The organism is Streptomyces sp. NPDC002623, assembly GCF_053592635.1.
The window spans coordinates 60279-85504 of sequence record NZ_JBSFWB010000026.1 but is presented as its reverse complement, the minus strand read 5'-3'; the positions used below and the strand labels follow the sequence as shown (position 1 = coordinate 85504).

At 70.8% G+C, this 25226-nt stretch carries 19 protein-coding genes and 1 pseudogene; 12 read left to right on the top strand and 8 right to left on the bottom strand.

The window, feature by feature from the left end:
• The first annotated feature begins 17 nt into the window (after positions 1–17).
• From ACWD4O_RS35540 to ACWD4O_RS35530, 3 genes are read left to right on the top strand one after another with little or no spacing between them, the layout of a single operon-like run.
• Positions 18–1712 carry a hypothetical protein gene (locus ACWD4O_RS35540; protein ID WP_451286342.1) on the top strand — a complete coding sequence of 565 codons (1695 nt, stop codon included), beginning with the start codon at positions 18–20 and terminating at the stop codon, positions 1710–1712.
• A gap of 51 nt (positions 1713–1763) precedes the next feature.
• Positions 1764–2093 (top strand): trypco2 family protein, encoded by a 330-nt coding sequence (locus ACWD4O_RS35535; protein WP_451286341.1) that lies wholly within the window; start codon positions 1764–1766, stop codon positions 2091–2093.
• 36 nt (positions 2094–2129) lie between these two features.
• Positions 2130–6182 (top strand): tetratricopeptide repeat protein, encoded by a 4053-nt coding sequence (locus tag ACWD4O_RS35530; protein ID WP_451286339.1) that lies wholly within the window; start codon positions 2130–2132, stop codon positions 6180–6182.
• 195 nt (positions 6183–6377) lie between these two features.
• On the opposite strand, the gene ACWD4O_RS35525 is transcribed toward ACWD4O_RS35530, so the two are convergent.
• Positions 6378–6827, bottom strand: coding sequence for a spore-associated protein (locus tag ACWD4O_RS35525; protein WP_451286337.1), 450 nt, complete (start codon positions 6825–6827; stop codon positions 6378–6380).
• A 420-nt stretch (positions 6828–7247) separates the two neighbouring features.
• On the opposite strand from ACWD4O_RS35525, the gene ACWD4O_RS35520 reads away from it, so the two are divergent.
• Together ACWD4O_RS35520 and infA are read left to right on the top strand one after the other, a co-directional pair.
• Complete coding sequence (locus ACWD4O_RS35520; RefSeq protein WP_451286335.1) at positions 7248–8039, top strand: GNAT family N-acetyltransferase; 792 nt, start codon at positions 7248–7250, stop codon at positions 8037–8039.
• Positions 8036–8260: a translation initiation factor IF-1 gene (infA, locus tag ACWD4O_RS35515; RefSeq protein WP_451286334.1), complete on the top strand. Its 225-nt coding sequence runs from the start codon at positions 8036–8038 to the stop codon at positions 8258–8260. The genes ACWD4O_RS35520 and infA overlap by 4 nt, the downstream gene beginning before the upstream one ends.
• Before the next feature lie 468 nt (positions 8261–8728).
• Here the strand turns inward: infA and ACWD4O_RS35510 are convergent, their stop codons facing one another.
• The 4 genes and pseudogenes from ACWD4O_RS35510 to ACWD4O_RS35495 form a co-directional block, all read right to left on the bottom strand.
• Positions 8729–9622: an RNA polymerase sigma-70 factor gene (locus tag ACWD4O_RS35510; RefSeq protein WP_451286333.1), complete on the bottom strand. Its 894-nt coding sequence runs from the start codon at positions 9620–9622 to the stop codon at positions 8729–8731.
• A gap of 72 nt (positions 9623–9694) precedes the next feature.
• Positions 9695–10873, bottom strand: coding sequence for an NAD(P)/FAD-dependent oxidoreductase (locus ACWD4O_RS35505; RefSeq protein ID WP_451286331.1), 1179 nt, complete (start codon positions 10871–10873; stop codon positions 9695–9697).
• A 296-nt stretch (positions 10874–11169) separates the two neighbouring features.
• Positions 11170–12093 (bottom strand): annotated as a pseudogene (locus ACWD4O_RS35500) (hypothetical protein); the annotation flags it as partial.
• A 75-nt stretch (positions 12094–12168) separates the two neighbouring features.
• Complete coding sequence (locus tag ACWD4O_RS35495; protein ID WP_451286329.1) at positions 12169–13512, bottom strand: MFS transporter; 1344 nt, start codon at positions 13510–13512, stop codon at positions 12169–12171.
• A gap of 55 nt (positions 13513–13567) precedes the next feature.
• Between ACWD4O_RS35495 and ACWD4O_RS35490 the strand changes: the two genes are divergently transcribed.
• From ACWD4O_RS35490 to ACWD4O_RS35475, 4 genes are all read left to right on the top strand, one after another.
• Positions 13568–14326 (top strand): AraC family transcriptional regulator, encoded by a 759-nt coding sequence (locus tag ACWD4O_RS35490; RefSeq protein WP_451286327.1) that lies wholly within the window; start codon positions 13568–13570, stop codon positions 14324–14326.
• A gap of 318 nt (positions 14327–14644) precedes the next feature.
• Positions 14645–15946 (top strand): L,D-transpeptidase, encoded by a 1302-nt coding sequence (locus tag ACWD4O_RS35485; RefSeq protein ID WP_451286325.1) that lies wholly within the window; start codon positions 14645–14647, stop codon positions 15944–15946.
• On the top strand, positions 15943–16833 hold the full coding sequence (locus tag ACWD4O_RS35480; RefSeq protein WP_451286439.1) for a L,D-transpeptidase family protein: 891 nt from the start codon (positions 15943–15945) through the stop codon (positions 16831–16833). The genes ACWD4O_RS35485 and ACWD4O_RS35480 overlap by 4 nt, the downstream gene beginning before the upstream one ends.
• A gap of 119 nt (positions 16834–16952) precedes the next feature.
• Positions 16953–20318, top strand: coding sequence for a S8 family serine peptidase (locus tag ACWD4O_RS35475; RefSeq protein ID WP_451286437.1), 3366 nt, complete (start codon positions 16953–16955; stop codon positions 20316–20318).
• Between the two features lie 139 nt (positions 20319–20457).
• Here the strand turns inward: ACWD4O_RS35475 and ACWD4O_RS35470 are convergent, their stop codons facing one another.
• The 3 genes from ACWD4O_RS35470 to ACWD4O_RS35460 all read right to left on the bottom strand — a co-directional run bounded on the left by ACWD4O_RS35470 (position 20458) and on the right by ACWD4O_RS35460 (position 22107).
• Positions 20458–21180: a dienelactone hydrolase family protein gene (locus ACWD4O_RS35470; protein ID WP_451286323.1), complete on the bottom strand. Its 723-nt coding sequence runs from the start codon at positions 21178–21180 to the stop codon at positions 20458–20460.
• Between the two features lie 334 nt (positions 21181–21514).
• Complete coding sequence (locus tag ACWD4O_RS35465) at positions 21515–21745, bottom strand: aldehyde dehydrogenase family protein (RefSeq protein ID WP_451286435.1); 231 nt, start codon at positions 21743–21745, stop codon at positions 21515–21517.
• Positions 21670–22107 (bottom strand): alpha/beta fold hydrolase, encoded by a 438-nt coding sequence (locus ACWD4O_RS35460; RefSeq protein ID WP_451286321.1) that lies wholly within the window; start codon positions 22105–22107, stop codon positions 21670–21672. The genes ACWD4O_RS35465 and ACWD4O_RS35460 overlap by 76 nt, the downstream gene beginning before the upstream one ends.
• A gap of 243 nt (positions 22108–22350) precedes the next feature.
• Here ACWD4O_RS35460 and glnT point away from each other — a divergent pair, with 243 nt between their 5' ends.
• From glnT to ACWD4O_RS35445, 3 genes are read left to right on the top strand one after another with little or no spacing between them, the layout of a single operon-like run.
• The gene (gene glnT, locus ACWD4O_RS35455; protein WP_451286319.1) at positions 22351–23685 is read left to right on the top strand and encodes a type III glutamate--ammonia ligase; all 1335 of its coding nucleotides are present in this window, start codon (positions 22351–22353) and stop codon (positions 23683–23685) included.
• Positions 23686–23696: 11 nt separating this feature from the next.
• Entirely contained in the window at positions 23697–24554 is an 858-nt protein-coding gene (locus tag ACWD4O_RS35450; RefSeq protein WP_451286317.1) for a glutamine amidotransferase, read from the top strand.
• Entirely contained in the window at positions 24542–25216 is a 675-nt protein-coding gene (locus tag ACWD4O_RS35445) for a GltB/FmdC/FwdC-like GXGXG domain-containing protein (RefSeq protein ID WP_451286315.1), read from the top strand. Before ACWD4O_RS35450 ends, ACWD4O_RS35445 begins: the two co-directional genes overlap by 13 nt.
• The last annotated feature ends 10 nt before the right edge of the window (positions 25217–25226 follow it).

The window sequence follows — 25226 nt, the reverse complement described above, 5'->3', positions numbered from 1 at the left end:
CGCCATGCTGTCGAGGTATGGGGGAAGCGACGACACCGAAGGCCATCGGCGACGACACCGGGACACAGGTGGTCTTCCATCTCTTCGCCGCGTCGGATCGCGAGGAGACGGGTGCCGCGAGAGATGTGTTGAGCAGGGCCGGTGTCGCGTACGCGGACCTACGCCCGCCGGGCGCCGACGCCCCCGTCGACGACGTCCTCACCGGCACCGCCACCGTCGCCGCCCTCGCGGACGCCGTCTCCGCGCTCCGTCACCTCTTCCGGTACGGCATCGCCGTACGCCCCGCAGGACCGACCGATGTCGTCGTGCGGTCGGATCCCCGCATCGAGCACGGGCAGATCGTGATCCGCAAGCCACGCCGCGATGTGCCCGTACGGGACACCAGGGCCCTGCGCTCCGCTCTCAACGGCCTGCTCGCACAGGGGGCGCCGGACCCGGCGCCCCTTCCTTACCCGCCCAGCATCATGTTCCGCGACCACCAGAGCGCCGAGCTCGGTGCCGAGGCCACCCGGCTCGCCCGTGTCTTCACCGACCCGGACTTCGTCAGCGGCGCCGACCCCACCGGCACCATGCTCGACAACCTGGAGAAGCTGGCCGACGTATCCGGCAAGCCCCGCAGACTGCTCGACCTGCTCCTGCTCGCCCACGCCTTCTCCCCTACCGACGACGGCGATCACCGAGTGCGCGACCTGCGCATGCCCGGCCTGGACGAGGTCCGACGAGTGGCCTCCACCGTCGAGGTCTTCGTCCAGCCGTCCACCGACCCGGAGTCCCGGGTGCTGGCCCGCCCGCTCGCCGACGGCCGGCAGGGCTTCGTCATCGGACTGTCGCCGCAGACCAGTGAGTTGATGGCCAACCTCTCCTGGGCCCTGCCCACCCTCTTCGCCGTCACCGACGAAGCGGTATCCGACGCTTCCGATCCCGACTCCTTCACGCCCGACCGCGACAGCACCTGGGCCGACGTCGACACCACGGTCGCCTCATACCTGCGCTCCTGGCGACCCGCGCGCGCCGCCACCCTGCTCCCGCCCCGGCCGCTCATCCCGATGGCCATGCCGGAGGGCGAGATCCCCTACGGGTCCGGGGACCCCTACCTGGTCTTCGACGCGTGCAACCTTTTCCTCATCGCCCGCGAACTCACCCCGATCCTCCAGGGCAGGCTCGGCAACGGGGCCGAGCCGCCCCTGATGCCGTTCACCGCAGGGCTGCCCCGGGAGGTGCGCCTGGCGACGCAGGCGGACTGTGCCGCGTACGTCCACACGATGAACGCCCTCATCCTGGGGGCCGGCGAGGACGCCCCCTTCGTTCCCGACTTCGACAACATCCGGCGCCACTTCCATCACGGGCGGCCGAGCCGGTTCGGCCGGACCCGGCGGCTGGAGGAACAGGCGAGGTACGAGGCCGGAGTGGTGCTGGCCTGCATGAACCGCACGACCGAGGCGGTCCTCAGCTACTACGCCGTGGTCGACATGTTCGCCGCACTCGCCCGCGCCCGCCGCGACGGCGCGCTCGCCCGCCGTCTGGAGGCGATCGGTGAACGGCGCGAGGCGGTGTGCGGCTACATGCTGTGGATCAAGGAGCGTGAACTGCCCGAGACCTGGGGGCTGCGCACCCGGCGGGAGGGAGAGGAGAACGGGTGGGAGCGCGTACGGGAGTACGTCCGTCATGCGCAGCGGCATCTGGTGTCCACGCTGGTCGAATCATCCGGCTGACCTTCCGCCGTCGCGAGGACAGCCACCTCGGTGCGTCGTTACGGTGGCCCCATGAACGACATCACCGTCGGCGAAGCCATCGACCACCTTCGAGCGGAGCTGACCGCCGCCCGCGATCGCGCCGCGAACTCCGGTGTGCGCTTCGAACTCGGCGACATCTCCCTGGAGTTCACCGTCGAGCTGCGCCGCGAGCAGAGCGGGAAGGGGTCCATCAAGGCGTGGGTCGTGTCCGGGGAGGCGGGGGCCGTGAGATCCGAAACCGCCGCCCACAAGCTGGCGTTCACACTGCGCGCGGTGGACCAGGACGGCGAGGGCATCCACATCGGCAACAGCGACGCTCCGACGGGCGGTCTGGCCGATGGGGGCGGACTGATCCGGTAACTCGCCCACAGGCGGGCACGGTGAACGGGGGCACAGATGGAACTGAGTCGAATCGTCGCGGTCCTGCTGCCGGGTGCGGAGCAGCGGTACGGCGGCAACGGAACCGGCTATCTCCTGGGCTCCAGGCTGATATTGACGGCCCGTCATGTACTGGACGGGCGGGACGCCTGCGACGTACAGCTGCCCGGCGGTCGCGCCGTACCCTGCACCGTCGTCTGGCGCGGCGCCACTCACGTCGACGCGGCCCTGCTCCTCGCCGAGGCAGACGTCCGCGAGCAGGTCGCCCCGGTCCGCTGGGGGCGGCTCGTCACTGCCCGGCACCAGCCCTGCGACGTCGCCGGTTACCCCGAGGTCGGGCGCCGGTCCGACGGCGGCCTCGATCTTCAGCAGCCGCGCGCCACCCTCGCCCCCGGCACCGGCGCCCTGTCCCACCGCTACACCGTTGAACTCGCCAGCGCGCCGCCCGCCGACCCCGCCCGCCGCACACCCTCCCCGTGGAGCGGCCAGTCCGGCGCGGCCCTCTTCACCGGCGCGCTGCTGACCGGCGTCGTCGTCACCGACGTCAGCGGCTGGGGGCTGCCGCGCTGGGAGGCCGTACCGGTGTACGCACTGCTGGCCGACCCGGAGTTCACGGACCTGGTCACCTCGCACACCGCCGCCGCGCCCGTGTGGGAGCCGGTCGACCTTCGGGGCCTTGTCACGCCCGCCGCGGGCTGGCGGGTCCGCTCCCCGGCGACGCTGCTCGACCAGCGCGCCGAGGTAGTCCGCTTCCACGGCCGCGAGCACCTGCTGGGGGAGCTGATCGACGACTGGTGCGCAGGCGACGGCGTACAGCTCGCCGTCCTCACCGGGCCCGGCGGCGCCGGCAAGTCCCGGCTCGCCCGCGAACTGTGCACCCGGCTGCGCGACCGGCACGGCTGGGTCTGCGGCTGGCTGGACGAGCGCGGCCCGGCCGAGGACTTCGGCGTGCTCGCCGAGGTGGACCGCCCACTGATCCTGGTCGCCGACTACGCCGAGCTGCGGATCGCCCAGCTGACCGCCCTGCTCACTGTGCTGGACCGACGGCCCGACGGCCGCCCTCCGGTACGGCTGCTGCTCACCGCGCGGGGGAGGGGCGACAGCACGGGCGGCTGGTGGGACCAGCTCAGGACCCGCACGCGCGAGACGAGAAACCTGACCTACGACGCCCTGCACCGCGAACTGCCCGCGCTGACGGAGTTACCGGACCGCGACGCGCACTACCGCGACGCCCTCACCGACCTCGCCCGGCGCCTCCCCGAGGCACTGCCCAGGGAGCTCAGGGACGTCACCGGTGACTGGACGGGACGCGTCGCCCTCGTCGCTCCGCGCGATGTGAGCGCCCCCGAGTACGGCTCCGCCCTCACGCTGCACATGACCGCGCTCACGGACCTCCTCGCCACACATCCCGCGACCCGCCTGGACGACACCGGCCTACGGGTCGAGGAGCAACTCCTCCTGCACGAGCGCGCCTACTGGGAGGACAGCGCCGCCGGCCGTCCCCGACTGACGGAGGCAGGCCCCGTACCCCTGGCCGACGCGGTGGGCACCGCAGTCCTCACCGCAGGTGCCGAACCCGCCCTGGCCGCCCCGCTGTTGCGCTCCTCACCCGGCTTCCGAACGGCGGACGCCCCGACCGTGGATCAAGGCACGGCCTGGCTCGCCGAGATGTACCCCGCCCCGGGCGACAGCTGTTGGGGCGCCCTCCAGCCGGACCGCCTGGGGGAGTACCACGTAGGGGACCGGACGCGGGCGGACACAAGCCTGGTGACGCTGCCGTTGCTGACGTTGGCGGGGGCAGGGACGGCGCCGTGGCGGTCCCGCGTCGAGGAGCCGACGCCCGCCGGTAACCCCCGGTCGCGATCCGCCCCGCCGAGCGCTGAGCGCCGTACCGCGTCAGCGGCGGCCCGTACCGAACAGCCGCCGCGCGCCGGAAGTCCCAAGTCGCCTCCCGCCCACACCAGACAGCCGACGTCGGCCGAGACCCCTCCGCCGCCTCCCTCCGCCGCCCCCACCCTCCTCGCCGCCCTCGTCACTCTCTCCCGCGTGGCCGAACTCCCTCGCCACTGGGACCCTGTCGCCCGCGCCCTGGACGAAGCCCTCGCCCGTGACCCGGCGCTCGCCGGCACGGTCATGGAGGCCACCACCCTCACCGAGTCCCCCGAGCCCCTCCTCGACGCCCTGCACCGGCTCACCGACGCGCCCGGCACCGACCCCGAGTTGCTGCTGGAACTGCTCGACCGGCTGGGTGCGGGGAGGAGTCGGGTGCTCGCCGGGTGGGCCACACGTACCGCCGCCACGGCCGCGCGGGGGCTTCCACCGACCCCACGGGCCACCGCGCTCGTGCACGAGGCGGGGTGGCGGCAGGCCGCCGGGGACCACTGGACGGCGGTACACCGATGTGACGAGGCGCTGCGGTTGTACGACTCCGGCGAGGCTGAAGCCACCCCCGCCGCACGGTTCGCCGCGCTGCTGACGATGGCCCGCTCGCACCGCTGGAGCGCCGAGCTCGACGAGGCCCAGGCCGTGCTGGACCGGGCCGCCGACCTGGTCGGCACACTTGACCCGGCCGACCAGGTCCCCGCCGAGGCCGAGATCCTCGGCGAGCGTGCCCGTGTCCTCGTCGGTGGCGGCGACGCGGATGCCGCACGCCCCCTCCAGGAACAACGCGTCACCCTCCTCAGTTCCCTTGCCGACGGCGGCGATCCCGTCGTACTCGAACGTCTCGCGGACGCCGAGGCCGAGCTCGCACGCACCCTCAATCGCAAGGGCGAGTTCCGTGCCGCCGCCCAGACGCTGTCCGAGCCCACCGCGCAGACCCTGCGGCAGATGGCCGGCGAGCGGCCCGACACCCTCGGCTACGACGCTGTGGGCAGCCTCGTCGGCCGTGCCAACCGGCTGCGAGTGCTGGATCGGTACGAGGAGGCACTCGCCGTCCTGCGCGACGCGCTCGCCGTGGTCGACAGGCCGGAGAGCCTGGCCACCCCGGTGGCCGCGGGCACCCTGGCCGTCGTCCTCAACAACATCGGCGCGACGCTCATCTCCCTGGGCAGACCGGAAGAGGCGCTGGAGCCGATCCGCCGTGGGCTCGCCATCCGACGAGGCCTCGCGGCAGACACCGGCGCCCCGAACGAGCTGTTTTGGAGCTCCCTCCTCCAGCACGGGAACGTCCTGGCGGAACTGCGCCGCCTCGACGAGGCGCGGGAGGCCGCCGAGGAGTGCCTGGCGGTCGGCTCCGAACTCGTCCGCCGCAAGATCTCCGGCCGAAGGGTGGAGGCTCAGGCGCAGATCATGCTCGCCGAGAACCTGATCGACCTGGACCGAAGGAACCCCGATCAGCAGGGTGACTCGCGCAGGGCGAAGCGACTCGTCGACCGGGCCGTCCGCAGCTACGACCGCGACATCAAGAAGTTCCCGGGCGACCACCTGGGCGAGTACGCCGCCCTGCTTTCCGTCGCCGTCGACCTCTACTTCGCCCTCGGTCGGCACCGGTCGGCGCGCTCGACGATCCGTCGGGTGATGCTCGTCCGCCGCCACCTGGTCCGTCGCGACCCTGAGCAGCACGGCGACCGCGTGGCAGCGCAACTCGAAGCCCAGGCTCAGGAAAGTCTGCAGGCCGGGCAGATGGGCCAGGCGGAGGGCCTGCTCGGTCAGGCGGTCGCCCTCCGGCAGGTACTCCTCGACGTGTGCGGCCTGCCCACCGACCGGTCCGCCCTGGCCAACGTCCTCGCCCGGTACGGCGGTGTGCTCTCCCGGATGGGCCATCAGCGCGAAGCCCTGCCCCACCTGTACAAGGCACTGGAGCTGACCCGCGAGGCGGAGCCGCACACCGAGCCCGACCAGCATGCGCTCGCCATCGCGACCTGCCACTTCAATCTCGCGGACACCCTCCCCTGGACGGGCGCCTTCGACGAGGCGCTGCGCGAGGTGGCGGCCTCCGAGAAGTGCCTCGCCCCGCTCGCCGATCTCAACCCCGATCTGTACGCGCACGAGATGGCCGACTGCGACCGGCTGCGCGCCGAGATCATCAGGGCGGCGGAGCACGGACTTCCCGAACGACGTCATCCCTGATCCCCCATGGGGCGCGTCGGGTTCGTGCGGCGTCGGCCCTGACCTGGGGCGGGGCCCCGGTGGCAGGCGGGCCTGCCGAGGGTGCATGGTCGCCCTGGCGGAGCCGGGTGGGCTCCGCCAGGGCGATTCGGATCGTTACGGCCTTCCGCGGTGCCCTGCGCCACCAGGGCGGGGGCCAGCGGTCCGCCGGGTGGGTCAGCGGGTGTACGTGGTCCGGTGTTCCGCGCGGGAGCCGCAGTTGGAGCCGATCACCTGTACATAGGTGTTGGCGATGGAGCCGCCCCAGTCGACGCAGAGGCCTTTGCCGATGACGTAGGAGGGTCCTGCGTAGGACGTGTAGCGCCCGGAGTCGTCGTCGCCTTCGTTGGTCTCGGGGACGTAGATCCAGGCGGACATGTCCAGGGCGGTACCGGGGTTGTTGCGGATGGTGACGACGCAGTTGTTGCCGTTGGTGGAGTTGTAGGCGAGGTAGACGGTGCCCAGCGAGCCGACGGCGGCGGAGTTCACGGTCTTGTAGCCGCTCCCGCAGACTTTCTGCGGGGTGGTGTTCGGCGCGGCGGAGGCGGGCGCCGCCAGAGCGGTGGTGGCCCCCACCGCGAGAGCGGCCAGTGCGGCTGCGCCCAGCATGGAGTGAGTAAAGCGCATATTTCCCCCTTGTGTGCTTAGGAGTTGGTTGCTCCTGCCTTATGTGACGGGCTGGGCCTTCGGATGGTTGTGCCGGAGTTACTGGTGTTTTCAGTCATAACTGGCGGCATAGTTGGCCGAGTTGGGACGCAACCGGAGGCGCGTGAGCGGTGCGTGCCAGGTACGGGCTGTATGGACTGCATGGGCTGCAGGGCTTGACACACGACCGGAGAGTGATCGCGTTACGCGCTCATAGAAATGAGTTGAGCGACGCGGCCGCCGTTGCTATTTTCGCGGTGGATCGTGAAGTCGTCGTATGGAGGTGAGCCCCCGTGAACACAGTTACCCGTGGGTGCTCCCTCAACCCGTCACGGTCCGGCGGCTGACGTTCGGTGTCGCCAGGAGCGCCTGAGATCGAGGCACTCCTGGAGGGAGACTCCGATGAACACGAAGCCTTTCACGTCTGGCCTGAGCGAGAACGCGGTGATGATCACGCGCGTCGCGGACAGGCAATGGCATGCACTGGATGACGACCTGGTGGTCGGCCGTGGGCATGCGCAGCACCGGCCCGACGGACGCTTGTTCGTCAGCATCGATGCCTGGCACCACGCCGCCTTCGACCGGCTCGCCGAGGCGATGCTGGCGGAACTGCCGACGCCGCTGTACACGGTGGTCGACGAAGCCGACGTCGAGCTGACGGCCGGCTGGCGGCGGGCCGGGTTCACGGTCCGGCGCCGCGAGTGGGAGTACGTCGTACCGACCGACCCGCGGGTCACAGGGCTCGAAGCGGTCCTGCCGCCTTCGGGTGTGACGATCGTGCCCGCCGGTCAGACGGACGAGAGTCTGCTGCGGGCGGTGGACCGCGCGATCCGCGACGAAGTCGAGGCGACCGTCGGGTGGCAGTCGATGCCCGCGGAGGTGATTCCCCGCCCCGAAGGCGACACCATCGTCGACCCGTCGAAGTACGCGGTGGCTGCGGCAGCGGACCGCTACCTGGGTCTGATCCGGGTGGTGACGGTGAAGCGGCCACGCATCGGGCTGGTCGCGGTCCGGGCCGGCGAGCAGCGCCGCGGCATCGCACGGGCGCTGCTGGCCCACACGCTGGGGACGCTGCACCGCTCCGGGTTCGCCGCGGCCTGGGCCGAAGTCCACGAGTCCAACCAAGCGGCCTCGGCGCTGTTCGAGGGCATCGGCGCCCGGCCGATGAGCAGCAACCTGGAGCTGGTGCGATGACGAAGAACAAGAACGTCATCGAAGTCGAGGGCAAGGTCGTCGAGTGCCTGCGCAGCGCCATGTTCACCGTGGAGCTCGAGAACGGCCACCACGTGCTCGCGCACATCAGCGGGAGGATCCGCAAGAACTACATCAAGATCATGTTGGAAGACCGGGTGCTGCTGGAGCTCCCGCCGTACGACCTGACGCGCGGCCGGATCGTGTTCCGGTACCGGAACTAGCGGCGGTCGGCACGCTCCGCGGTAGCTGATCCTGGGGCCCCGGTCACGGCGTTTCCGTGACCGGGGCCCTGATCTTGGCTTCTTTGCGGGCCGGCACGCGCGGAAAGGAGTACAAGGTCGCCCCGACTCGTCAATGTCTGCCCCTGCCGACAATCGGCCACGCCTTCGCGCGGGGCGGGACCCAGGAGCGGGCGCGCCCTGGAACGGGGCGTGCTCGGCGTCGACGCGGTGCTTGTTCGGAGACGGAGATCGGCCAGCAAGTCTTCTCTGCCAGGCCGATGCTGGGCCCTGCGTCAACTGGGGTCGGTTCGCCTGCCAGTGAAGGGTCCGGGCGATTCGGCTTCGCCAAGGGCGCTTTCGGCGTCGGCGTCGGCGTCGGCGTCGGCGTCGTCGGTGACGGGCTGCGCCCCGCCCTGGACGGTTCGTCCCGGTCCAGGGCCCGCCGTTAATGCTTCAGGATCGGACGCTTCACGGCAGCGCCAAGCCGTTGTCGGGGGTCAGGCCGCTGAGCTTTTCGGGGTTGACCTGGAAGCGCAGGTTCTGGATGCGGCCGTCGACGAGGTCGAACGAGAGGGCGCCGACCGTGTGTCCGCCGAGGGTGGCCAGGACGCCCAGCTCTCCGTTGATGACGGCCGGCTCCATGGTCAGGTCGGCCAGTTCGGGCTTGGCCAGGAAACCCACCAACCAGCGCGCGACGTGGTCGACGCCGTGGAGAGGGCGGCGGGCGGCGGTGACCTTGCCGCCGCCGTCGGACCAGGAGGTGACCTCGGGGGCGAGCAACTCCATGACGGCATTCAGGTCGCCGCCCGCGCAGGCCTCCAGGAACTGGGCGGTGACCTGCCGACGCGCGTTCTCGTCGGTGTCGAAGCGTGGACGGCGGGCCTGGACGTGCTCACGTGCGCGGTGGGCGATCTGGCGGACCGTCGGCTCGGAGCGCTCAAGGGTCTCGGCGATCTCGGCGTGCGAGTAGCCGAAGACCTCGCGGAGCAGGAAGACGGCCCGTTCGACTGGGCTGAGGGTTTCCAGGACGACCAGCATCGCGGTGGACACGCTGTCGGCCAATTCGGCCTCCGCGGCGATGTCGGGGGAGGTCAGCAGGGGCTCGGGGAGCCACGGCCCGACGTAGGTCTCGCGGGTCGCCCGTGCGGAGGTGAGGCGGTTCAACGAGAGGTTGGTGACCGTGCGCACCAGGTAGGCCTTGGGATGGCGGATCGCATCGCGGTCTGCGGTGCTCCACCTCAGCCAGGTGTCCTGGAGGATGTCCTCGGCGTCGGTGACGCTGCCCAGCATGCGATAGGCGGTGGCGAACAGCAGCCTGCGGTGTTCGATGTACGGATCCTGCTCGTCCCTGGCGTCGACCATCGGCTCATGCTGCCAGCGCCGTAACCAAGGCGGCAAGGCCCGAGATCATGACACTGGGAGCCGATGTGCCCGTCATGCCGCGGGCTTGCGGGTCGCGCGGCCGCCCTTGGAGACGATGGTGGTGACGTTCATGCGCTTGCTGAATCGGTAGGTCGTGAGCGGGCTGCCGCTGACCATCTCCTTGTACGCGACGGCGCTCCGGCCGGTGAGGTGGATGCCGCGGGGGGTCTCGTCGGCCTTCGTGAACTGGATGACGGCATCATGGCGGCCGAGGCTGACCGGCTGGTGGAAGTAGCCGAAGCGGAACGGCTTGACGGCCTTGCCGCGCACGAGCCGCGCGATGGTGTCGGCGGTGTACTGGGCGGTGGGCAGCCCGCTCTGGCAGGTGCCGTGAAGCTGTCCCCAGGCCAGCCGGACGGCAGCGGCGTCGCCGATGGCGTGGATCTCCGGGTGGGAAACCGAACGCAGGGTGGCGTCGACCAGGATGAGGCCGCGGTCGTCGGTGGCGATCCCGGCGGCGGCAGCGAGCGGCGACACCTTGACGCCGGTGGTCCACAGGCAGGCGTCGGAGTGGACGAGTCGGCCGTCGTCCAGTTCGACGGCGTCCGGCAGCACCTTGGTGACGCGGGCACCGGTCTCAAGCGTGACGCCGAGGCGGTCCAGCGCGCCGTGGAGGTAGGCGCGGGCCTTGGCGCCCATCATGCCGCCGGGCTCGTCCAGGCTGATCAGCGTGACGTCCAGGCCGGGGTGGCTCTCGGCGATCTCGGTGGCCGCCTCGATGCCGGTCAGACCGCCGCCACAGACGGTGACCGTGCCGCCGGACGCGGCGACCTCGGTGAGCCGCGCGGCAAACCGACCGGCGATCTCCGGGCTGTTGAGGGTGAACGCATGGGTGTCGGCACCGGGGATCTGGCCGGTGTCGGTCGAGCTGCCCAGCGCGTAGACGAGCGTGTCGTACCCGAGGCTCTCGGCGCCGTCGACGGTGATCTGCCGGGCCTCGGGGTCGATGGCGGTGGCGGTGCCCTGGACGAACGTGACGCCGGTCCCGGCGAGCAGGTCGGGGATCTGATGGTCGGTCAGCTCCTGCCCGGCGGCGATCTGGTGCATCCGCAGCCGCTCGACGAACCGGCTCGAGGGGTTGACCAAGGTGATCTTCACGCCGGTCCGGCGAGTGCGGTGCGCCAGCCGGATGGCGCTGAACATGCCTGTGTAGCCGGCGCCGAGGACGACGATGCGGTGGCCGTTGTTCATCGGAACTCCCAAGGTAGGGCACCGACTTCGGTGTCGGTGACGCCCATGGGACAGGCGACCTCCACCGGACGTGACAGGCCGCCGATGTGAAGCACGTCACATCATGTGCGCCGTTGATGTGCCGGCAAGAACCCGCTGGTTGCCTCCCGGTGCCGGTACCAGTACCGGTACCGGCCGCGGCAGAACATGAGCCGAAGAGGCCGAGCCCGACTGCCGCCCGAGCCGGCGCGTATCCGACGCCCCGACGGCCCTCACTGCGGTCGGGGGGAGAGGAGGCCGGGTCAGATCACGCGGAAGACGCGGGAGAGGTCGTCGCCCAGCGTGACGCCGACCAGTTCCCCGGTGGCGTGCTCCACCTTGCGGGCGCGTTCACCGCCGGCCATCTGCCGGAAGCGGCTGATCAGCTCGGCCCACTGGGTGAGATGGCCGGAGCGCAGTCGCTCGGCGAGCCGGGCGCGCTGGTCGAAGGGCATCCGCTCCAGCCGGCCGGGAGCAACGCCCCACGCCCGCATCAGGGCGGCCTCCTCCCGCACGGCCTCGGCGGCCTTTGCCACCGCGTTCCGTGCGGCGGCACGGACGCCGGGGGCCGCCGCAGCGAGGGCCTGCACGGCGTCCTGGGCGGTCGAGGCCGCGCGGCGTCCTGCGCGGCCTCGACCGCCTGTTGTACGGCAGCGGCGGTCGGGGGGCGACACGGTGCCGTCCTCGTCGGCTTCGTCGGCGGCCTGTTGCAGCGCCTCGCATACTGCGGTCGCCGCGACTTCGGCGTCCTGCTGTGCCTTCTTCGCCTGCTCGGCCCGTTGCCGGGCATCCCGCGTGCGTTCCAGCATCCGGCGCAGTGCGGCGGCCTGGGCGAGCACGGCCATGGCGGCTGCGTAGGGGTCGCCGGCCGTCTCCCGGCGCAGCTCGGCGAACTCCGGTGATTCCACCAGTGAGGTGACGACCTGGTGGTTGACCAGCTGGGAGAGGTCCATTTCCGCGCGCTTGCGCAACCGCGGCCTGACCTTGTACGCAGCCAGGAACACGTCGGTGAGGAGGTCGGTGGTGTAGTTGTCGCGTCTGCTCAACTTCTCGGCGAGATCGCGCAGTCCGGCCGACTGCTCGTAGGTGTCGCGCCATGTCATCCGGTCGAACCGGTCCGCGATCACGGCCGCGGTGTGCGGCTCGGGAGAGGCGGCGGACAGGCCCAGCCCAGTCCCGGCCGGGCTCTCCGGCTCGTCGATCTTGGGCCGATCATCCTGGCGGTTTAGTGTGGATCTCCGGGTGAACGAACGAGGGACGGCCGTGATGCGCCAGTTCTATGGCTGGTGTGCGGCTTCGGGACGCGTCGGTGGGGATGGCGGTTGTGCCGGGGTGACGGTGTAGCGCCAGAACGGTCGGACAAGCAGTGCGCCGACGATGACGACGATCATGCAGAGCAGTGAACTGCCTGTCCACGCGACACCGAGACCGGTGGCGGAGGCCATGGCGCCGGCACGTAGGTCTCCGAGGCGCGGACCGCCGGCGACGACGACGGTGAAGACGCCTTGCAGCCGGCCGCGCATGGCGTCCGGTGCGTAGGTCTGCAGAATCGTCTCGCGGTAGACCGCGCTGACGAGGTCCGCCGCTCCGGCAGCGGCCAACAGGGCTGCGGCCGCGAGGAGGTGGTGGACGGTGCCCGCGAGGGCGATGGCCGCCGCCCAGGCGGTGACGGCGATCGCCAGCGCCCGGCCTTGGCGGCGCACTCGTCCGATCCATCCGCTGAACAGCCCCGCTGCGACCGACCCGATGGCGATGGCCGAGTACAACAGTCCCACCCCTCCGCCGAAGCGCAGCTGTGCCGCTTCCGGGAACAGGGCGGTCGGCATGGCCAGCGTCATCGCCGCGATGTCGACCGCGAAGGACATCCAGAGCACGGGGGCGGCGGCGATGAACCGCAGCCCGTCGAAGACCGAGCGCAGCCCGCCGGTGCGGGCCCCCGAGCCGGTCGGCAGGATCGGGGGCAGGCCAACGGCCGAGTAAAGCAGCACGGAGAACAGCACGGCGTCGGCGCCGTAGGCCCAGCAGTAGCCGTTCGGCAGCGAGATCAGGAGGCCCGCCACAAGGGGACCGGCGACCTGCCCGACATTGCCGACGGTGAAGTACAGCGTGTTCGCGGCGGGTACCAACGGGGTGGGAACGATGCGGGGAATGATCGCGCCGCGGGCGGCGGACGACACGGCGAAGGCGCCGGCCTGGACAGCGACGAGAGCGAGGATGAGGGGCACCGAGCGCAGATCGGCGAGCGCCTGGAACAGCAGGGCGATGGTGATGGCCCAGGTGAGGCAGGCTGATGCCAGGTAGACCGTACGGCGGTCGAACCGGTCGGCGATGGCGCCGCCGTACAGGCCGAAGACCACGAGCGGTACGAGGCCGGCCAGCCCCGTCAGCCCCACGAACAGCGACGACCGCGTCAGCGCGTACACCTGTACCGGGATGGTGACGCCGGTGACCATGGTCCCGATGTATGCCGCACCCTGCCCGATCAGCAGGCGACGGAAGACAGGGTGCGTCAGCGGGCGGGTGTCGAGGGCGATACCGCGCAGACCGGAGACCAGCCGGGCCTTCAGTGCGGGCGGGGCCGTGGGAGGAAGATCGCGCGGGGTGTGGGATGTCGTGGGCATGGTCACCACGCTGGCAGGACCGCGCGGTGTACCGCTTCCGTTAATCTGCCGTCGTATGTCGGAAAACAGTCAGACGGAGGAGGCGGCGGAGCCCAGGGACACCACGCACGCCCACCTCGCGGGTGAGGCCATCGGCCGCCACCAGCACGGCTATCACCAGCTTCTCTACGTCAGCGCCGGTGTGCTGGCGGTGCAGACGGGCGAGGCATCCTGGGTGGCGTCCAGGGCGCGCGCCGTGTGGATTCCGGCGGGCATCTGGCATCAGCACCGGGTGCACGGACACAGTTCCGTGCACACGCTCGGCTTCGCCGCCCACGACGTCCTGCTGAGGTCCCGGGCGCCGGTCGTTGTGGCCGTGGACAACCTCGTGCGCGAACTGATCATCGCGTGCAGTGAACCGTCCCTCCCGCAGCAGGAGGCACGCCACCTGCGCGCCGTCCTGCGCGACCGGCTGCGGCGAGCCCTCGTGGAGCCGTTGACGCTGCCCACCCCCGACAACTCCCTGCTGCGGCAGGCGTGCGCGCTGGTGACCGGCGACCTGCGACAGCCGCGGACCGCCGCCTGGCTCGCGCGGAGCATCGGCGTGAGCGAGCGCACCCTGGCCCGGCTGTTCAGGAACGAGTTCGGCATGACCTATCCACAATGGAGGACCAACGTCCGGGTGTTTCACGCCATGGTGCTGCTGGCGGAAGGAGCAAGCGTCAGTGAAACGGGACGCCGGTGCGGATGGGCCACGACCAGTGCGTTCATCGACACGTTCAGCCGCACCATGGGCCAGACACCGGGAACCTATCGCATCGCACCCGGTGGGTGAATTCCCAAGCCAGGCTTCGTGAGCCAAAGGCCCAACTCGACCTCGAACAGCACCGAGGACGCACCCCCGGCGGTTTCATCGCCCGCGTCATGCAGCGAACCCTCGCAATAACCGCCGCGATCTGGCACAACGATCACACCAGACAGACAGACAGACAGACAGACAGCCCATTCTGCGCTCACTGACCGCCTATGACCACTGATCCCTTGGAATCGATCATCTAGCGGTGCTGGGGCGGCGTCAGCTCAGCGCACGGACCTCGTGCGGTTCATCCCACACCCTGACAACTTCCTGATATCCGCGCTCCACGCTGGCCCCATGCACGATGGATCATCCACACATCACATATGCCCGGCCCCCGCCCCGGCCCCGGCAGCGGCGTCCGCGTCGGGCCCGGGCCCGGGCCGCACCCTCCCGTCCCGGTCCGCCCTGGCGCTGCTGTCGGTCTCGGTGTGCCTGCTGGTCGGCTGCAGCACCGGGGCGTCGGATGCGAAGAGCCCCGTCGGGGACGCGGCGAAGACCCCGGTGCAGGCTGCCGGGGCGGCGCCGGGGCCCCGGCTGGAACTGCAGGCCGGCGACGGGCAGGAGCATGTCCCGGTCACCGTCGGAGGCCGGGTCACGGTCGAAGGGGGCACGATCACCGAGGTGTCCCTGTCCACCGCGGACGGCCGGGCGGTGTCGGGCGAACGGTCCCCGGACAAGAAGAGCTGGGCTCCCTCGGGTGAACTGAAGCACGGGACGACCTACCGGTTGACCGCCGTGGCCACCGGCGCCGACGGCCACCGCACGACCAAGGCCGTGACGTTCAAGACCCTTGCCGAGGCCGACCGGTTCACGGGCACTTACACCCCGGAGAACGGCTCCACGGTGGGCGTGGGCATGCCGGTCTCGATCACCTTCGACAAACCGATCACCGACAAGAAGGCCGTCGAGTCCGCCGTCGAGGTCAGCGCCGACAGCGGACAGACCGTCGTGGGCCACTGGTTCGGCGGGCAGCGCCTCGACTTCCGTCCGCAGGACTACTGGAAGCCCGACTCCACGGTCACCGTCAGGATCCGCCTAGCCGGAGTGAAGGGAGCCGCCGACGCGTACGGCGAACAGGACAAGACCCTTCGGTTCAAGGTCGGGCGCAGTCAGGTGTCCACCGTGGACGCCGCCGCGCACACCATGAAGGTCGTCCGGGACGGCGCCACCGTGCGGAACATACCGATCACCGCGGGCGCTGCCTCCTCGCCCACCTGGAACGGGCAGATGGTCATCTCCGAGAAACTGATCTCGACGCGGATGAACGGCGCCACGGTCGGTTTCGCCGGCCAGTACGACATCCCCGACGTCCCGCACGCCATGCGGCTGTCCACCTCGGGCACCTTCATCCACGGCAACTACTGGGGGGACGACTCCGTCTTCGGCCGGTCCAACATCAGCCACGGCTGCGTGGGGCTCAATGACACCAAGGGCGGCGGCGACTCCGGCCAGGACGCCGCCTGGTTCTACGCCAACTCCCTCATCGGCGACGTGGTCGTGGTGAAGAACTCCGACGACAAGGTGATCGCCGCCGACAACGGACTCAACGGCTGGAACATGCCGTGGAGCGAGTGGACGGCGGGTTCGGCGCGATGAGGCACCTCTTCCTTTCTTCCGCAGGCTCCCGTCTGCCTGTTCCTGTCGCGGTTCTGGCCCTGGCCCTCGCCCTGGCCGGGTGCGGCGGCCCCGACGCCGGGACGGCGGCGAGCGTCCCCTCGGCCGCCGCCGGTGCGCAGGACGTCCAGGCTGTCGCGCCCGAAACGGCTCCCGCCACGGCTCCCGCCACGGCTCCCGAAACGGCTCCCGCCACGGGTCCCGTCGGATCCGGGCCGAGCCCGGCAGGCGAGACGGGCACGGCCGCCGGAACCCCGGCCCCGAGCCCTTCCGCCCCGGCCGACCTGCCGGGCCTCGGCCCCCGGACGCTGGCCGAGGTCCCCGACACCGCCCGGCAGGTCCTGATCGTCACCGGGAAGGACAAGGACTCCTCGCAGTCGCAGGTGGTGCTGTACGAGCGCCGCACCGCCGACAGCGGCTGGACCGCCGGGCGCACCTGGGCCGCCCACAACGCGCTCAAGGGCTGGACCGACGACCACTACGCGGGCGATCTGCACTCGCCCATCGGCGTGTTCACCCTCAGCGACGCGGGCGGACTGCTCGCCGACCCGGGCACGAAGCTGCCCTACGACCGGTCCGGCAGCTTCACCATCGGCGGCACCGGATTCGAGGGCGAGCCGCTCGCCGGCTCCTTCGACTACGTGGTCGCGATCGACTACAACCGCGAGCCGGGCACCTCCCCGCTCGACTGGACCCGCCCGCTCGGCACGAACCGTGGCGGCGGCATCTGGCTGCACGTCGACCACGGGGGCCCCACCCACGGCTGCGTGAGCCTGGCGAAGCAGCACATGAAGGAACTGCTGCTCGCACTCGACCCCGCGCTGCACCCGGTGATCGTGATGGGGGACCGCACGTCCCTCGAACGGTGACGACCAATACCGCGAACGCCCCATCACGAACGCCCCATCACGAACGAGCAATCACGAACGAGCAGTCACGAACCGAGAGGAAATCTCAGGTGGAGTTAGGCGCGAGACGAAAAGGCGCGATGGTCGCGGCGGCGGGGCTGGCCACCACCGCCCTGCTGCTGACCGCCCTCCCCAGCGAGGTCGCCCAGGGGGCCCCGGCCGGTACATCGGCCACCGGGAGTTCCCGGTCCGGTCCGCTGAAGACGGTGACCCTGATCACCGGTGACCAGGTCACGGTGGACGGTGCCGGAAGGTTCACCGGTGTGGTGCGGGCGGAGGGCCGGGAGCGGGTGCCGTTCTCCGTCCAGGCGGTCGACGGACACACCCGGGTGGTACCCGGTGACGCCGAACTGCTGCTGGCACAGGGCAAGTTGGACGCCCGGCTGTTCGACGTCACCCAGCTGGTCGCGGACGGGTACGACGACGCGGGCCGTACCGACGTACCGCTGATCGTCACCTTCCGAGGGAAGAAGGCGCCCTCGATGTCCCCGTTCACCGGGGCCGGGGCCCGGATGGGCCGTGCGCTGCCCGCCGTCAACGGGAAGGCGATGCGGTCCGTCAAGAAGCGCGGCACCGACTTCTGGGACGCCGTGACCGATACCGGCGCCGACGCGTTCACCGCCTCGACCGCGGTGGAGAAGGTGTGGCTCGACGGGCGGCGCAAGGCCAGCCTCGACAAGAGCGTCCCACAGATCGGCGCGCCGACCGCCTGGGCCGCCGGTTACGACGGCACCGGCGTCAAGGTCGCCGTGCTGGACACCGGGATCGACACGAACCACCCCGATCTCGCGAGCCAGGTCGTCGCCGAGCAGGACTTCACCGCCTCCGAGTCCGGCACCGCCGACAAGTTCGGCCACGGCACGCACGTGGCGTCCATCGCGGCCGGGACGGGCGCCAAGTCCGGCGGCACATACAAAGGTGTCGCCCCCGGCGCGAAGCTCCTGAACGGCAAGGTCCTCGACGACGGCGGCTGGGGTTCGGACTCCGCCATCATCGCGGGCATGGAGTGGGCGGTGGCGCAGGGCGCCGACGTCGTCAACCTCAGCCTCGGCGGCACGGACTTTCCCGGCATCGACCCGACGGAGGAGGCGGTCAACCGGCTCTCCGCCGAGTCCGACACGCTCTTCGTCATCGCGGCCGGCAACGAGGGTCTCGACAGCGAGTTCGGCGAGGAGACCGTCGGCTCGCCCGGCAGCGCCGAGGCCGCGCTCACCGTCGGCGCGGTCGACAAGTCCGACGCGCTCGGCGACTTCTCCAGCCGTGGCCCGCGTGTCGGTGACGGCGGGGTCAAGCCCGACCTGACCGCGCCCGGTGTGGCCATCTCGGCCGCCGCGGCCGCCGGCAGCGTCCTGGAACGCTCGAAGCCGTCCCCGGCACCCGGGTACATCACCATCGGCGGCACGTCCATGGCGACCCCGCATGTGGCGGGCGCCGCCGCCATCCTCGCCCAGCAGCACCCCGACTGGACCGGTGAGCGCATCAAGGCGGTCCTCACGGCATCCGCCGAGCCGGGCACGTACAGCTCCTTCCAGCAGGGCACCGGCCGTACGGATCTCGTACGGGCGCTGGCGCAGGGTGTAGTCGCCGAGCAGGGGCCGATCAACTTCGGCGCGCAGCAGTGGCCGCACGGCGACGACGAACCGGTGACCAAGCAGCTCACCTACGAGAACCTCGGTACGGAGCCGGTCACCCTGGACCTCTCCGTCGACGCCTTCTCGGTGGACGGCAAGCCGGCGGCCGAGGGCATGTTCTCGGTGTCCCCGCAGCGGCTCACCGTCCCGGCGGGCGGCAAGGCCGGCGTCGACGTGACCGCGGACACCCGTTCCGGCAGCGCCGACGGCACGTTCGGCGGCTCGGTGTCGGCCGTCTCGGCGGACGACAAGGTCGCGGTGCGCACCGCCGTGGGGGTGCAGCGCGAGGTCGAGTCGTTCGACCTGACGCTGAAGCACATCGACGAGAACGGCGCGCCGACCAGCGACGCCGTCACCACCGTGATGGCCCTCGACAGGGACTTCTACAACCGGTACACCGACGCGGCGGACGGCGAACTCACGGTACGGCTGCCCAAGGGCGACTACGGCCTCACCGGTGTGATCCACCCCGACTTCACGTCCTCCACCCAGTCCGTGCTGATGCAGCCGAAGCTGACCCTGGACAAGGACACCACCGTCACCGTCGACGCCCGGCAGGCACAGCCGTTGGACATCACCGTGCCCGACGCGACGGCCGAGAACACCGAGGCCACCGTCGCGTTCCGCTACGAACGGGCCGCGTGGATGCCCAAGAACACGAACGGGTACTGGCTCCCGACCTTCGAGGGCATGCGGTTCGGGCAACTCGGCCCCGAGGTGCCCGCCGAAGCCGCGTTCGCCCAGTACTCCGGTGACTGGACAACCCAGGACGACGACGGCAGGCCGGTCACCTACCACCTTTCCTGGGTCCGCCGCGGCGACCTTGGCGGCTTCGCCACGAAGGTGGAGCAGGAACAGCTCGCCAAGGTCGACTTCCAGGCAGGCGCACCCGCCGCGGACAAGGAGGTCCAGATGGCCGTGAACTCCCATATGCCCGACGGGGACCTCTTCGGCCGCTACAGCCTGCTGACCGGGAAACTGCCGCTGCGCACGACGGAATACATCCTCGACAACGGCGTCAAGTGGTCCTTCGACCTGCAACAGAGCAGCGGTGAGGGCGAGTTCGAGTACTTGCTCCACGGCACGCCCAGGACCTGGCAGGCCGGCCAGAGCCACACCGAGCGGTTCAACGTCGGCGTCTTCGGCCCGGCCCTGGGCGGTGCCGCGGGCTCCGTGGGCTCCGTGGCGACGGGGAAGCCCGGTATCGAGCGGTCCGGGAACGTCATCACGGCCTTTCTGCCGCTGTTCGGCGACGGCGCCGGACACTACGACAGCGGCGGCGGACCCGCCTCGGCCCAGAGCTCGCTCCAACTCGACGGCGAGGAGATCCCGCTCAGCTCGTCCCCGTCCGGCAGCATCACCGAGGTCACCGTTCCCGACCAGGCCGGTACGTACAAGCTGACCCTGGACAGCTCCCGTGATCCGGGGCTCTCGTCGGTCAGCACTCGCGTCAGGGCGGAGTGGACCTTCCGCTCCGCCAAGACGCCGGAGGACGAGCCGGCCGCACTGCCGGTGTCGGTGATCCGCTTCTCCCCCGAACTGACGCTGTCCAGCACGGCGAAGGCGGGCGAGCGGTTCGAGGTGCCCTTCACCATCGAGGGCGCGGCGGCCGGCCGACAGCCCGCGAAGCTCGCCTTCGAGGTCTCCTACGACGAAGGCGCCACCTGGCAGTCGGCCGAGGCCGTCGACGGCACGCATCTGTCGCTGGAGCACCCGGCCGAGCCCGGCTCCGTCTCCCTGCGGGCCGAGCTGACCGACGACTCGGGCAACACCCTGGTCCAGACGATCGAGCGCGCCTACCTCACCACCAAGTGATCTGACGCATACCTCTCAACAGGTCTCGCCCGGGGCGGTGTTCGACCACCGCCCCGGGCGAGTTCGTCTCACCGGCTTCCTACCCCACGCATATCACCGTCTGGCGTATGGCGTCCGGTGGCGGCCAGGCGGTCCGGCCCTACTTCAGGTGCCGGCCGAAGAACCGGCTCGCGTCTTCCCCTTCGAACCACGGGGTGCCGGTGTGCCCGCCCAGATTGGCGTGCAGCGTCTTCTCCTTGGTGCCGAAGGCGTCGAACAGGTCCAGGGCCCGCTGCCGGGGGTTCCCTTCGTCGTCCCACTGCAGCAGCATCAGCAGCGGAACGGTGACCTGCCGGGCCTCCTCGCGCTGGGCGCGGGGCACGAAACCCCCGGCGAAGAAGCCGGCGACCGCGATGCGCGGCTCGACCACCGCGAGCCGGATGCCGAGGGCCATCCACCCCGAGTACCCGACCGGGCCGCCGATCTCGGGCAGCGCAAGGAGGGCGTCCAGGGTGGTCCGCCATTCCGGGACCGCGTTTTCGACCAGCGGGCCGACGAGGGACTCGAAGATCTCGTCGACCGGCTCGCCGGCCTGCATCGCCCGGCGGAGGTCGGCGCGGGCCTGGTCGTCGGCGGCGGAACGGGGCCGCTCACCGCACCCGGCGGCGTCGATGGTGGCCACCGCGTAGCCGTACGCCGCGGTGTGCCGGCCCCGGGCCACCAGCCGGGCTTGGCTCTTGGGCAGGCCGTTGTTGTGGGCCATCAGGATCAGCGGGGCAGGCGCGGGGGACCCAGGCGTCCACAGGGTGCCGGGGATCTCGCCGAGGGTGAATTCGCGCTCGAGGACGCCGTCGTCGAGGTGGTGTTCAGAAGTGAACTGCACGATCGTGCCTTTCGGGAGGGCTCTTGAACGGCGCTCCCGGACGACCTATCGCCCGACCATGACCCCGGAGGGGAGCACCCATGTCGATACTGTGTTCACGGGTACCACCTCCTCGTTCTCTTGCACGGCCTCCGGAAAAGTAGCAGTGGTCGCCGTGGTACGCCAACGGTTTTCCGCGGAGGCTCCGTGGCCGGACGACGCTGCGCCGCATGACCGTCCCGGAAGAGTCATTGGAACAGCCATTGGAAGCTCGGCATGACTTCCTGCGGGGCTCGACGGCTGGCGCCCGGCCGCGGAGGCGATCAACCGCTTCCATGGGTGTGTCGCAGCACCATCAGGTCGGGACGCGACACCTCCGGATGGTTCGCCACCGCGGTGTCGAACAGATCTCCTCCCGTACGACGCGCATGTCGTTGTCGACGTCCACGAGGACCGTCGGCTCGTAGAAGTACCTGCCGAGACCGCCGCCGTCGGTGGCCCGGCCGCCGGTCAGCACGCGGGCGCCCTCGTCGCGGCCGAGGTCGACGTACCCGGCGACCTTGTCGCGCTGGTCCTCGAAGGCCAGTGGGCCCAGCTCGGTCTTCTCGTCCAGGGGGCGCCGATGACGATCGTCCGGGCGCGCTCCGAGACCCCGTCGAGGAGTTCGTCGTAGATGTGACGTGCCCGGGAGATGATCTCCGCCCGGCAGTCGGGCAGCGCCGCGGCGAGCCGGCGGGTCATCTCGGGGGTGGACCCGGGATCGTCCTCACCCGTCACCGCCAGGGCCCGTACGGCGATGGCGCCCAGGTCCGGGGCGAGGTCGGCGTCCGCCGTGGCGAACACGCGGTAGCAGTTGAGCGGTGGTACGACGGCACCGGCGTCACCCCCGACCGGCAGTCGGACCGCGAACACCATGTCGTCCTGGAACTGATCCCAGTCGGCGCGCACTGCTGGCGGGGCTGCCCATCGGCGGTTCGCACGAGGCGTAGGCGTCTCCGCATCGGCCGGGTTCCGCCTCTTGGGGGGCGGGGCCCGGCTTTCGGCTTACGGGGGGCCTGGCGGGGTGGCTTACGGGGACCCACCGGGGAGGCTTACCGGGAGCTTCCACGGCGGAAATCTCCTCGTAACGCCAACCGGGTCTACTGATATGCAACAACGATTCACCACAGTGGACACCCTAAGGAGGGGCCCATGGTGACTGCCGCCCCCGATCTCGCCGATCTCCCCGATCTCGCGGAACTGGTTCGCGCCGACGGCATCGAGTTCGTCCTCGCCGTCTTCGTCGACCTGACCGGCAAACCCTGCGCCAAACTCGTCCCGGCCCAGGCCGTCGAGGAACTCCGCGACGAGGGCGTCGGGTTCGCCGGATACGCGGCCGGAGCACTCGGTCAGCAGCCCAGCGACCCCGATGTCGTCGCCCGCCCCGACGCCTCCTCGTACACCCCCGTCCCCTTCGTCAAGCCCGGCCTCGCCCTCGTGCACTGCGATCCGTACGTGGAGGGCGAGCCCTGGCCCTACGCCCCGCGCGTCATCCTGCGCCGGCTGCTGGAGCGGGCCGCCGCTCAAGGGCTGTCGCTGTCCGTGGGCGCCGAGGTCGAGTACTTCCTCGTCAACCGGGACGAGCACGGTGTGCTGAGCGTCGCCGACACCAGGGACACCGCCGCCCAACCCTGTTACGACGCACGCGGGTTGACCCGGATGTACGACCATCTCACCGCTGTCTCCAGCGCCATGAACTCCCTCGGCTGGGGCAACTACGCCAACGACCACGAGGACGGCAACGGCCAGTTCGAGCAGAACTTCCAGCACGCCGACGCCCTCACCACCGCCGACCGGGTCATCACCATGCGCTACCTGGTGTCAATGCTGGCCGAACAGCGAGGCATGACGGCCACGTTCATGCCGAAGCCGTTCACCGACCGCACCGGCACCGGCATGCACATGCACATGTCGCTCTGGCGGGGTGACCAACCCGCCTTCCCCGACGCCACCGACGAGCGCGGCCTCGGACTCTCCCCGCTCGCCTACTCCTTCGTCGCCGGGATCGTCGAGCACGCGCGGGCCCTTCAGGCCGTCATCGCGCCGACCGTCAACTCCTACAAGCGCACCGGCGCGGTCAACACCCGCTCGGGCGCGACCTGGTCACCGCGCGTCGCGGGGTACGGCGGCAACGACCGCACCCACTTCGTACGCGTCCCCGACGGCAACCGCATCGAACTGCGCGGCGGAGACGGCGCCGCCAACCCCTACCTCGCCGCTGCCGCCGCCCTCGCCGCAGGCCTCGACGGCATCGAACGCGGCCTCGACCCGGGCGAGCCCGGCGCGGCCGGCAAGGGCCCGGAACTCCCGCCGACCCTGCTGCACGCCGTCGAGGCACTCCAGGCGGACGAGGTGATCAGCGGCGCGCTGGACGCGGTCGGGGCCGGGGTGAGCCGGTACTTCGCAGATCTCAAGCGCGAGGAGTTCTTCGAGTGGCACGCGACGGTCGGGCCCTGGGAGCTGGACCGCTATCTGACCGCCTTCTGAAGGGAGTTGGCATGTGTGGAATCGTCGGGCTCCATCTGCGGGAGCCCTCATTGGAACCCCGGCTGGGCGAGCTGCTGACCGCGATGCTCGGCCAGGTCGTCGAACGCGGCCCCGACTCGGCGGGCGTCGCGGTCTACGGCGACCCGAGGCTGTCCCCGCCGGGACGGACCGTCGTATCGCTGCTGGGCACCTCGAAGGCCGAGGTGGAGGCTGTACTGCCAGGCGTCCAGGCCTACGATGCCGACGCCACGACCGTGGTGCACGCCGACGTCTCCTCGGTCGTCGCCGCGCTTCCCGGCGCCAGGGTGATCGGCTCCGGCGAGGGGTTCGCCGTACTCAAGGGCACCGGAAATCCCGTCGCGCTGGCCGAGTCCTTCGGGCTCGCCGACGTCACCGGCTGGCAGGGCGTCGGCCACACCCGGATGGCCACCGAGTCCGCCGTGACACCGGAGGGCGCGCACCCGTTCTCCGTCGGCCCCGGACAGTGCCTGGTGCACAACGGCTCCTTCGCCAACCACGCCACCATCCGGCGTGAACTGCGCGCCCAGGGCGTCGAGTTCGACAGTGAGAACGACTCCGAGGTGGGTGCGCGGTTCGTCGCCCGTCAGTTGGAGCAGGGCGCCGACCTGGAGAAGGCGCTGAGGCTGCTGTGCGAACGCTTCGACGGCTTCTACACGCTGCTGGTGTCCACCGGCGACTCCTTCGCGGTCGTCCGCGACGCCATCGCCTGCAAGCCGGCGCTGATCGCCGAGACCGACGCGTGGGTGGCGATGGCCTCCGAATACCGGGCCCTCGACGTCCTGCCGGGCGTCGAGCACGCCCGCATCTTCGAACCGGAGCCGGAAGAGGTGTACGTATGGCGACGCTGATCGACCTGGCGGAGACGCCGGTACGGGAGCTCAACCAGGCTCTGCACGGCCCCGACGCGACGTCCTGGCGGGTCCTCAACCCGCGCGGCGCGCACGCCGTGGCCTGCGGGATCCGCGAGGACCACACCGTCGACATCGAGGGCCACGTCGGCTACTACTGCGCCGGCATGAACCAGCACGCCACGGTGACTGTGCACGGCAACGCGGGTACCGGCGTCGCCGAGAACATGATGTCCGGCACCGTCCGGGTGCACGGCAACGCCTCCCAGTCCGCCGGCGCCACCGCCCACGGCGGCCTGCTGGTGATCGACGGGGACGCCTCGGCGCGCTGCGGGATCTCCATGAAGGGCGTGGACATCGTCGTCGGCGGCAACGTCGGCCACATGAGCGCCTTCATGGGACAGGCCGGACGCCTGGTCGTCTGCGGCGACGCGGGCGACGCCCTCGGCGACTCCCTCTACGAGGCCCGGATCTACGTCCGAGGCACGGTCAAGTCCCTCGGCGCCGATTGCGTGGAGAAGGAAATGCGCGCCGAACACCTCGCCGAACTCGCCGAGTTGCTCAAGGCGGCCGAGCGGGACGAGGCCCCCGCCGACTTCCGCCGCTACGGCTCGGCCCGGCAGCTGTACCACTTCAAGGTCGACAACACGACCGCGTACTAGGCCTTGCACC

Excerpts from the sequence above, each read along its gene's own strand:
- ACWD4O_RS35540 (WP_451286342.1), top strand. The coding sequence starts at position 18 with ATGGGGGAAGCGACGACACCGAAGGCCATCGGCGACGACACCGGGACA.
- ACWD4O_RS35535 (WP_451286341.1), top strand. The coding sequence starts at position 1,764 with ATGAACGACATCACCGTCGGCGAAGCCATCGACCACCTTCGAGCGGAG.
- ACWD4O_RS35530 (WP_451286339.1), top strand. The coding sequence starts at position 2,130 with ATGGAACTGAGTCGAATCGTCGCGGTCCTGCTGCCGGGTGCGGAGCAG.
- ACWD4O_RS35525 (WP_451286337.1), bottom strand. The coding sequence starts at position 6,827 with ATGCGCTTTACTCACTCCATGCTGGGCGCAGCCGCACTGGCCGCTCTC.
- ACWD4O_RS35520 (WP_451286335.1), top strand. The coding sequence starts at position 7,248 with ATGAACACGAAGCCTTTCACGTCTGGCCTGAGCGAGAACGCGGTGATG.
- infA (WP_451286334.1), top strand. The coding sequence starts at position 8,036 with ATGACGAAGAACAAGAACGTCATCGAAGTCGAGGGCAAGGTCGTCGAG.
- ACWD4O_RS35510 (WP_451286333.1), bottom strand. The coding sequence starts at position 9,622 with ATGGTCGACGCCAGGGACGAGCAGGATCCGTACATCGAACACCGCAGG.
- ACWD4O_RS35505 (WP_451286331.1), bottom strand. The coding sequence starts at position 10,873 with ATGAACAACGGCCACCGCATCGTCGTCCTCGGCGCCGGCTACACAGGC.
- ACWD4O_RS35495 (WP_451286329.1), bottom strand. The coding sequence starts at position 13,512 with ATGCCCACGACATCCCACACCCCGCGCGATCTTCCTCCCACGGCCCCG.
- ACWD4O_RS35490 (WP_451286327.1), top strand. The coding sequence starts at position 13,568 with ATGTCGGAAAACAGTCAGACGGAGGAGGCGGCGGAGCCCAGGGACACC.
- ACWD4O_RS35485 (WP_451286325.1), top strand. The coding sequence starts at position 14,645 with ATGCACGATGGATCATCCACACATCACATATGCCCGGCCCCCGCCCCG.
- ACWD4O_RS35480 (WP_451286439.1), top strand. The coding sequence starts at position 15,943 with ATGAGGCACCTCTTCCTTTCTTCCGCAGGCTCCCGTCTGCCTGTTCCT.
- ACWD4O_RS35475 (WP_451286437.1), top strand. The coding sequence starts at position 16,953 with ATGGTCGCGGCGGCGGGGCTGGCCACCACCGCCCTGCTGCTGACCGCC.
- glnT (WP_451286319.1), top strand. The coding sequence starts at position 22,351 with ATGGTGACTGCCGCCCCCGATCTCGCCGATCTCCCCGATCTCGCGGAA.
- ACWD4O_RS35450 (WP_451286317.1), top strand. The coding sequence starts at position 23,697 with ATGTGTGGAATCGTCGGGCTCCATCTGCGGGAGCCCTCATTGGAACCC.
- ACWD4O_RS35445 (WP_451286315.1), top strand. The coding sequence starts at position 24,542 with ATGGCGACGCTGATCGACCTGGCGGAGACGCCGGTACGGGAGCTCAAC.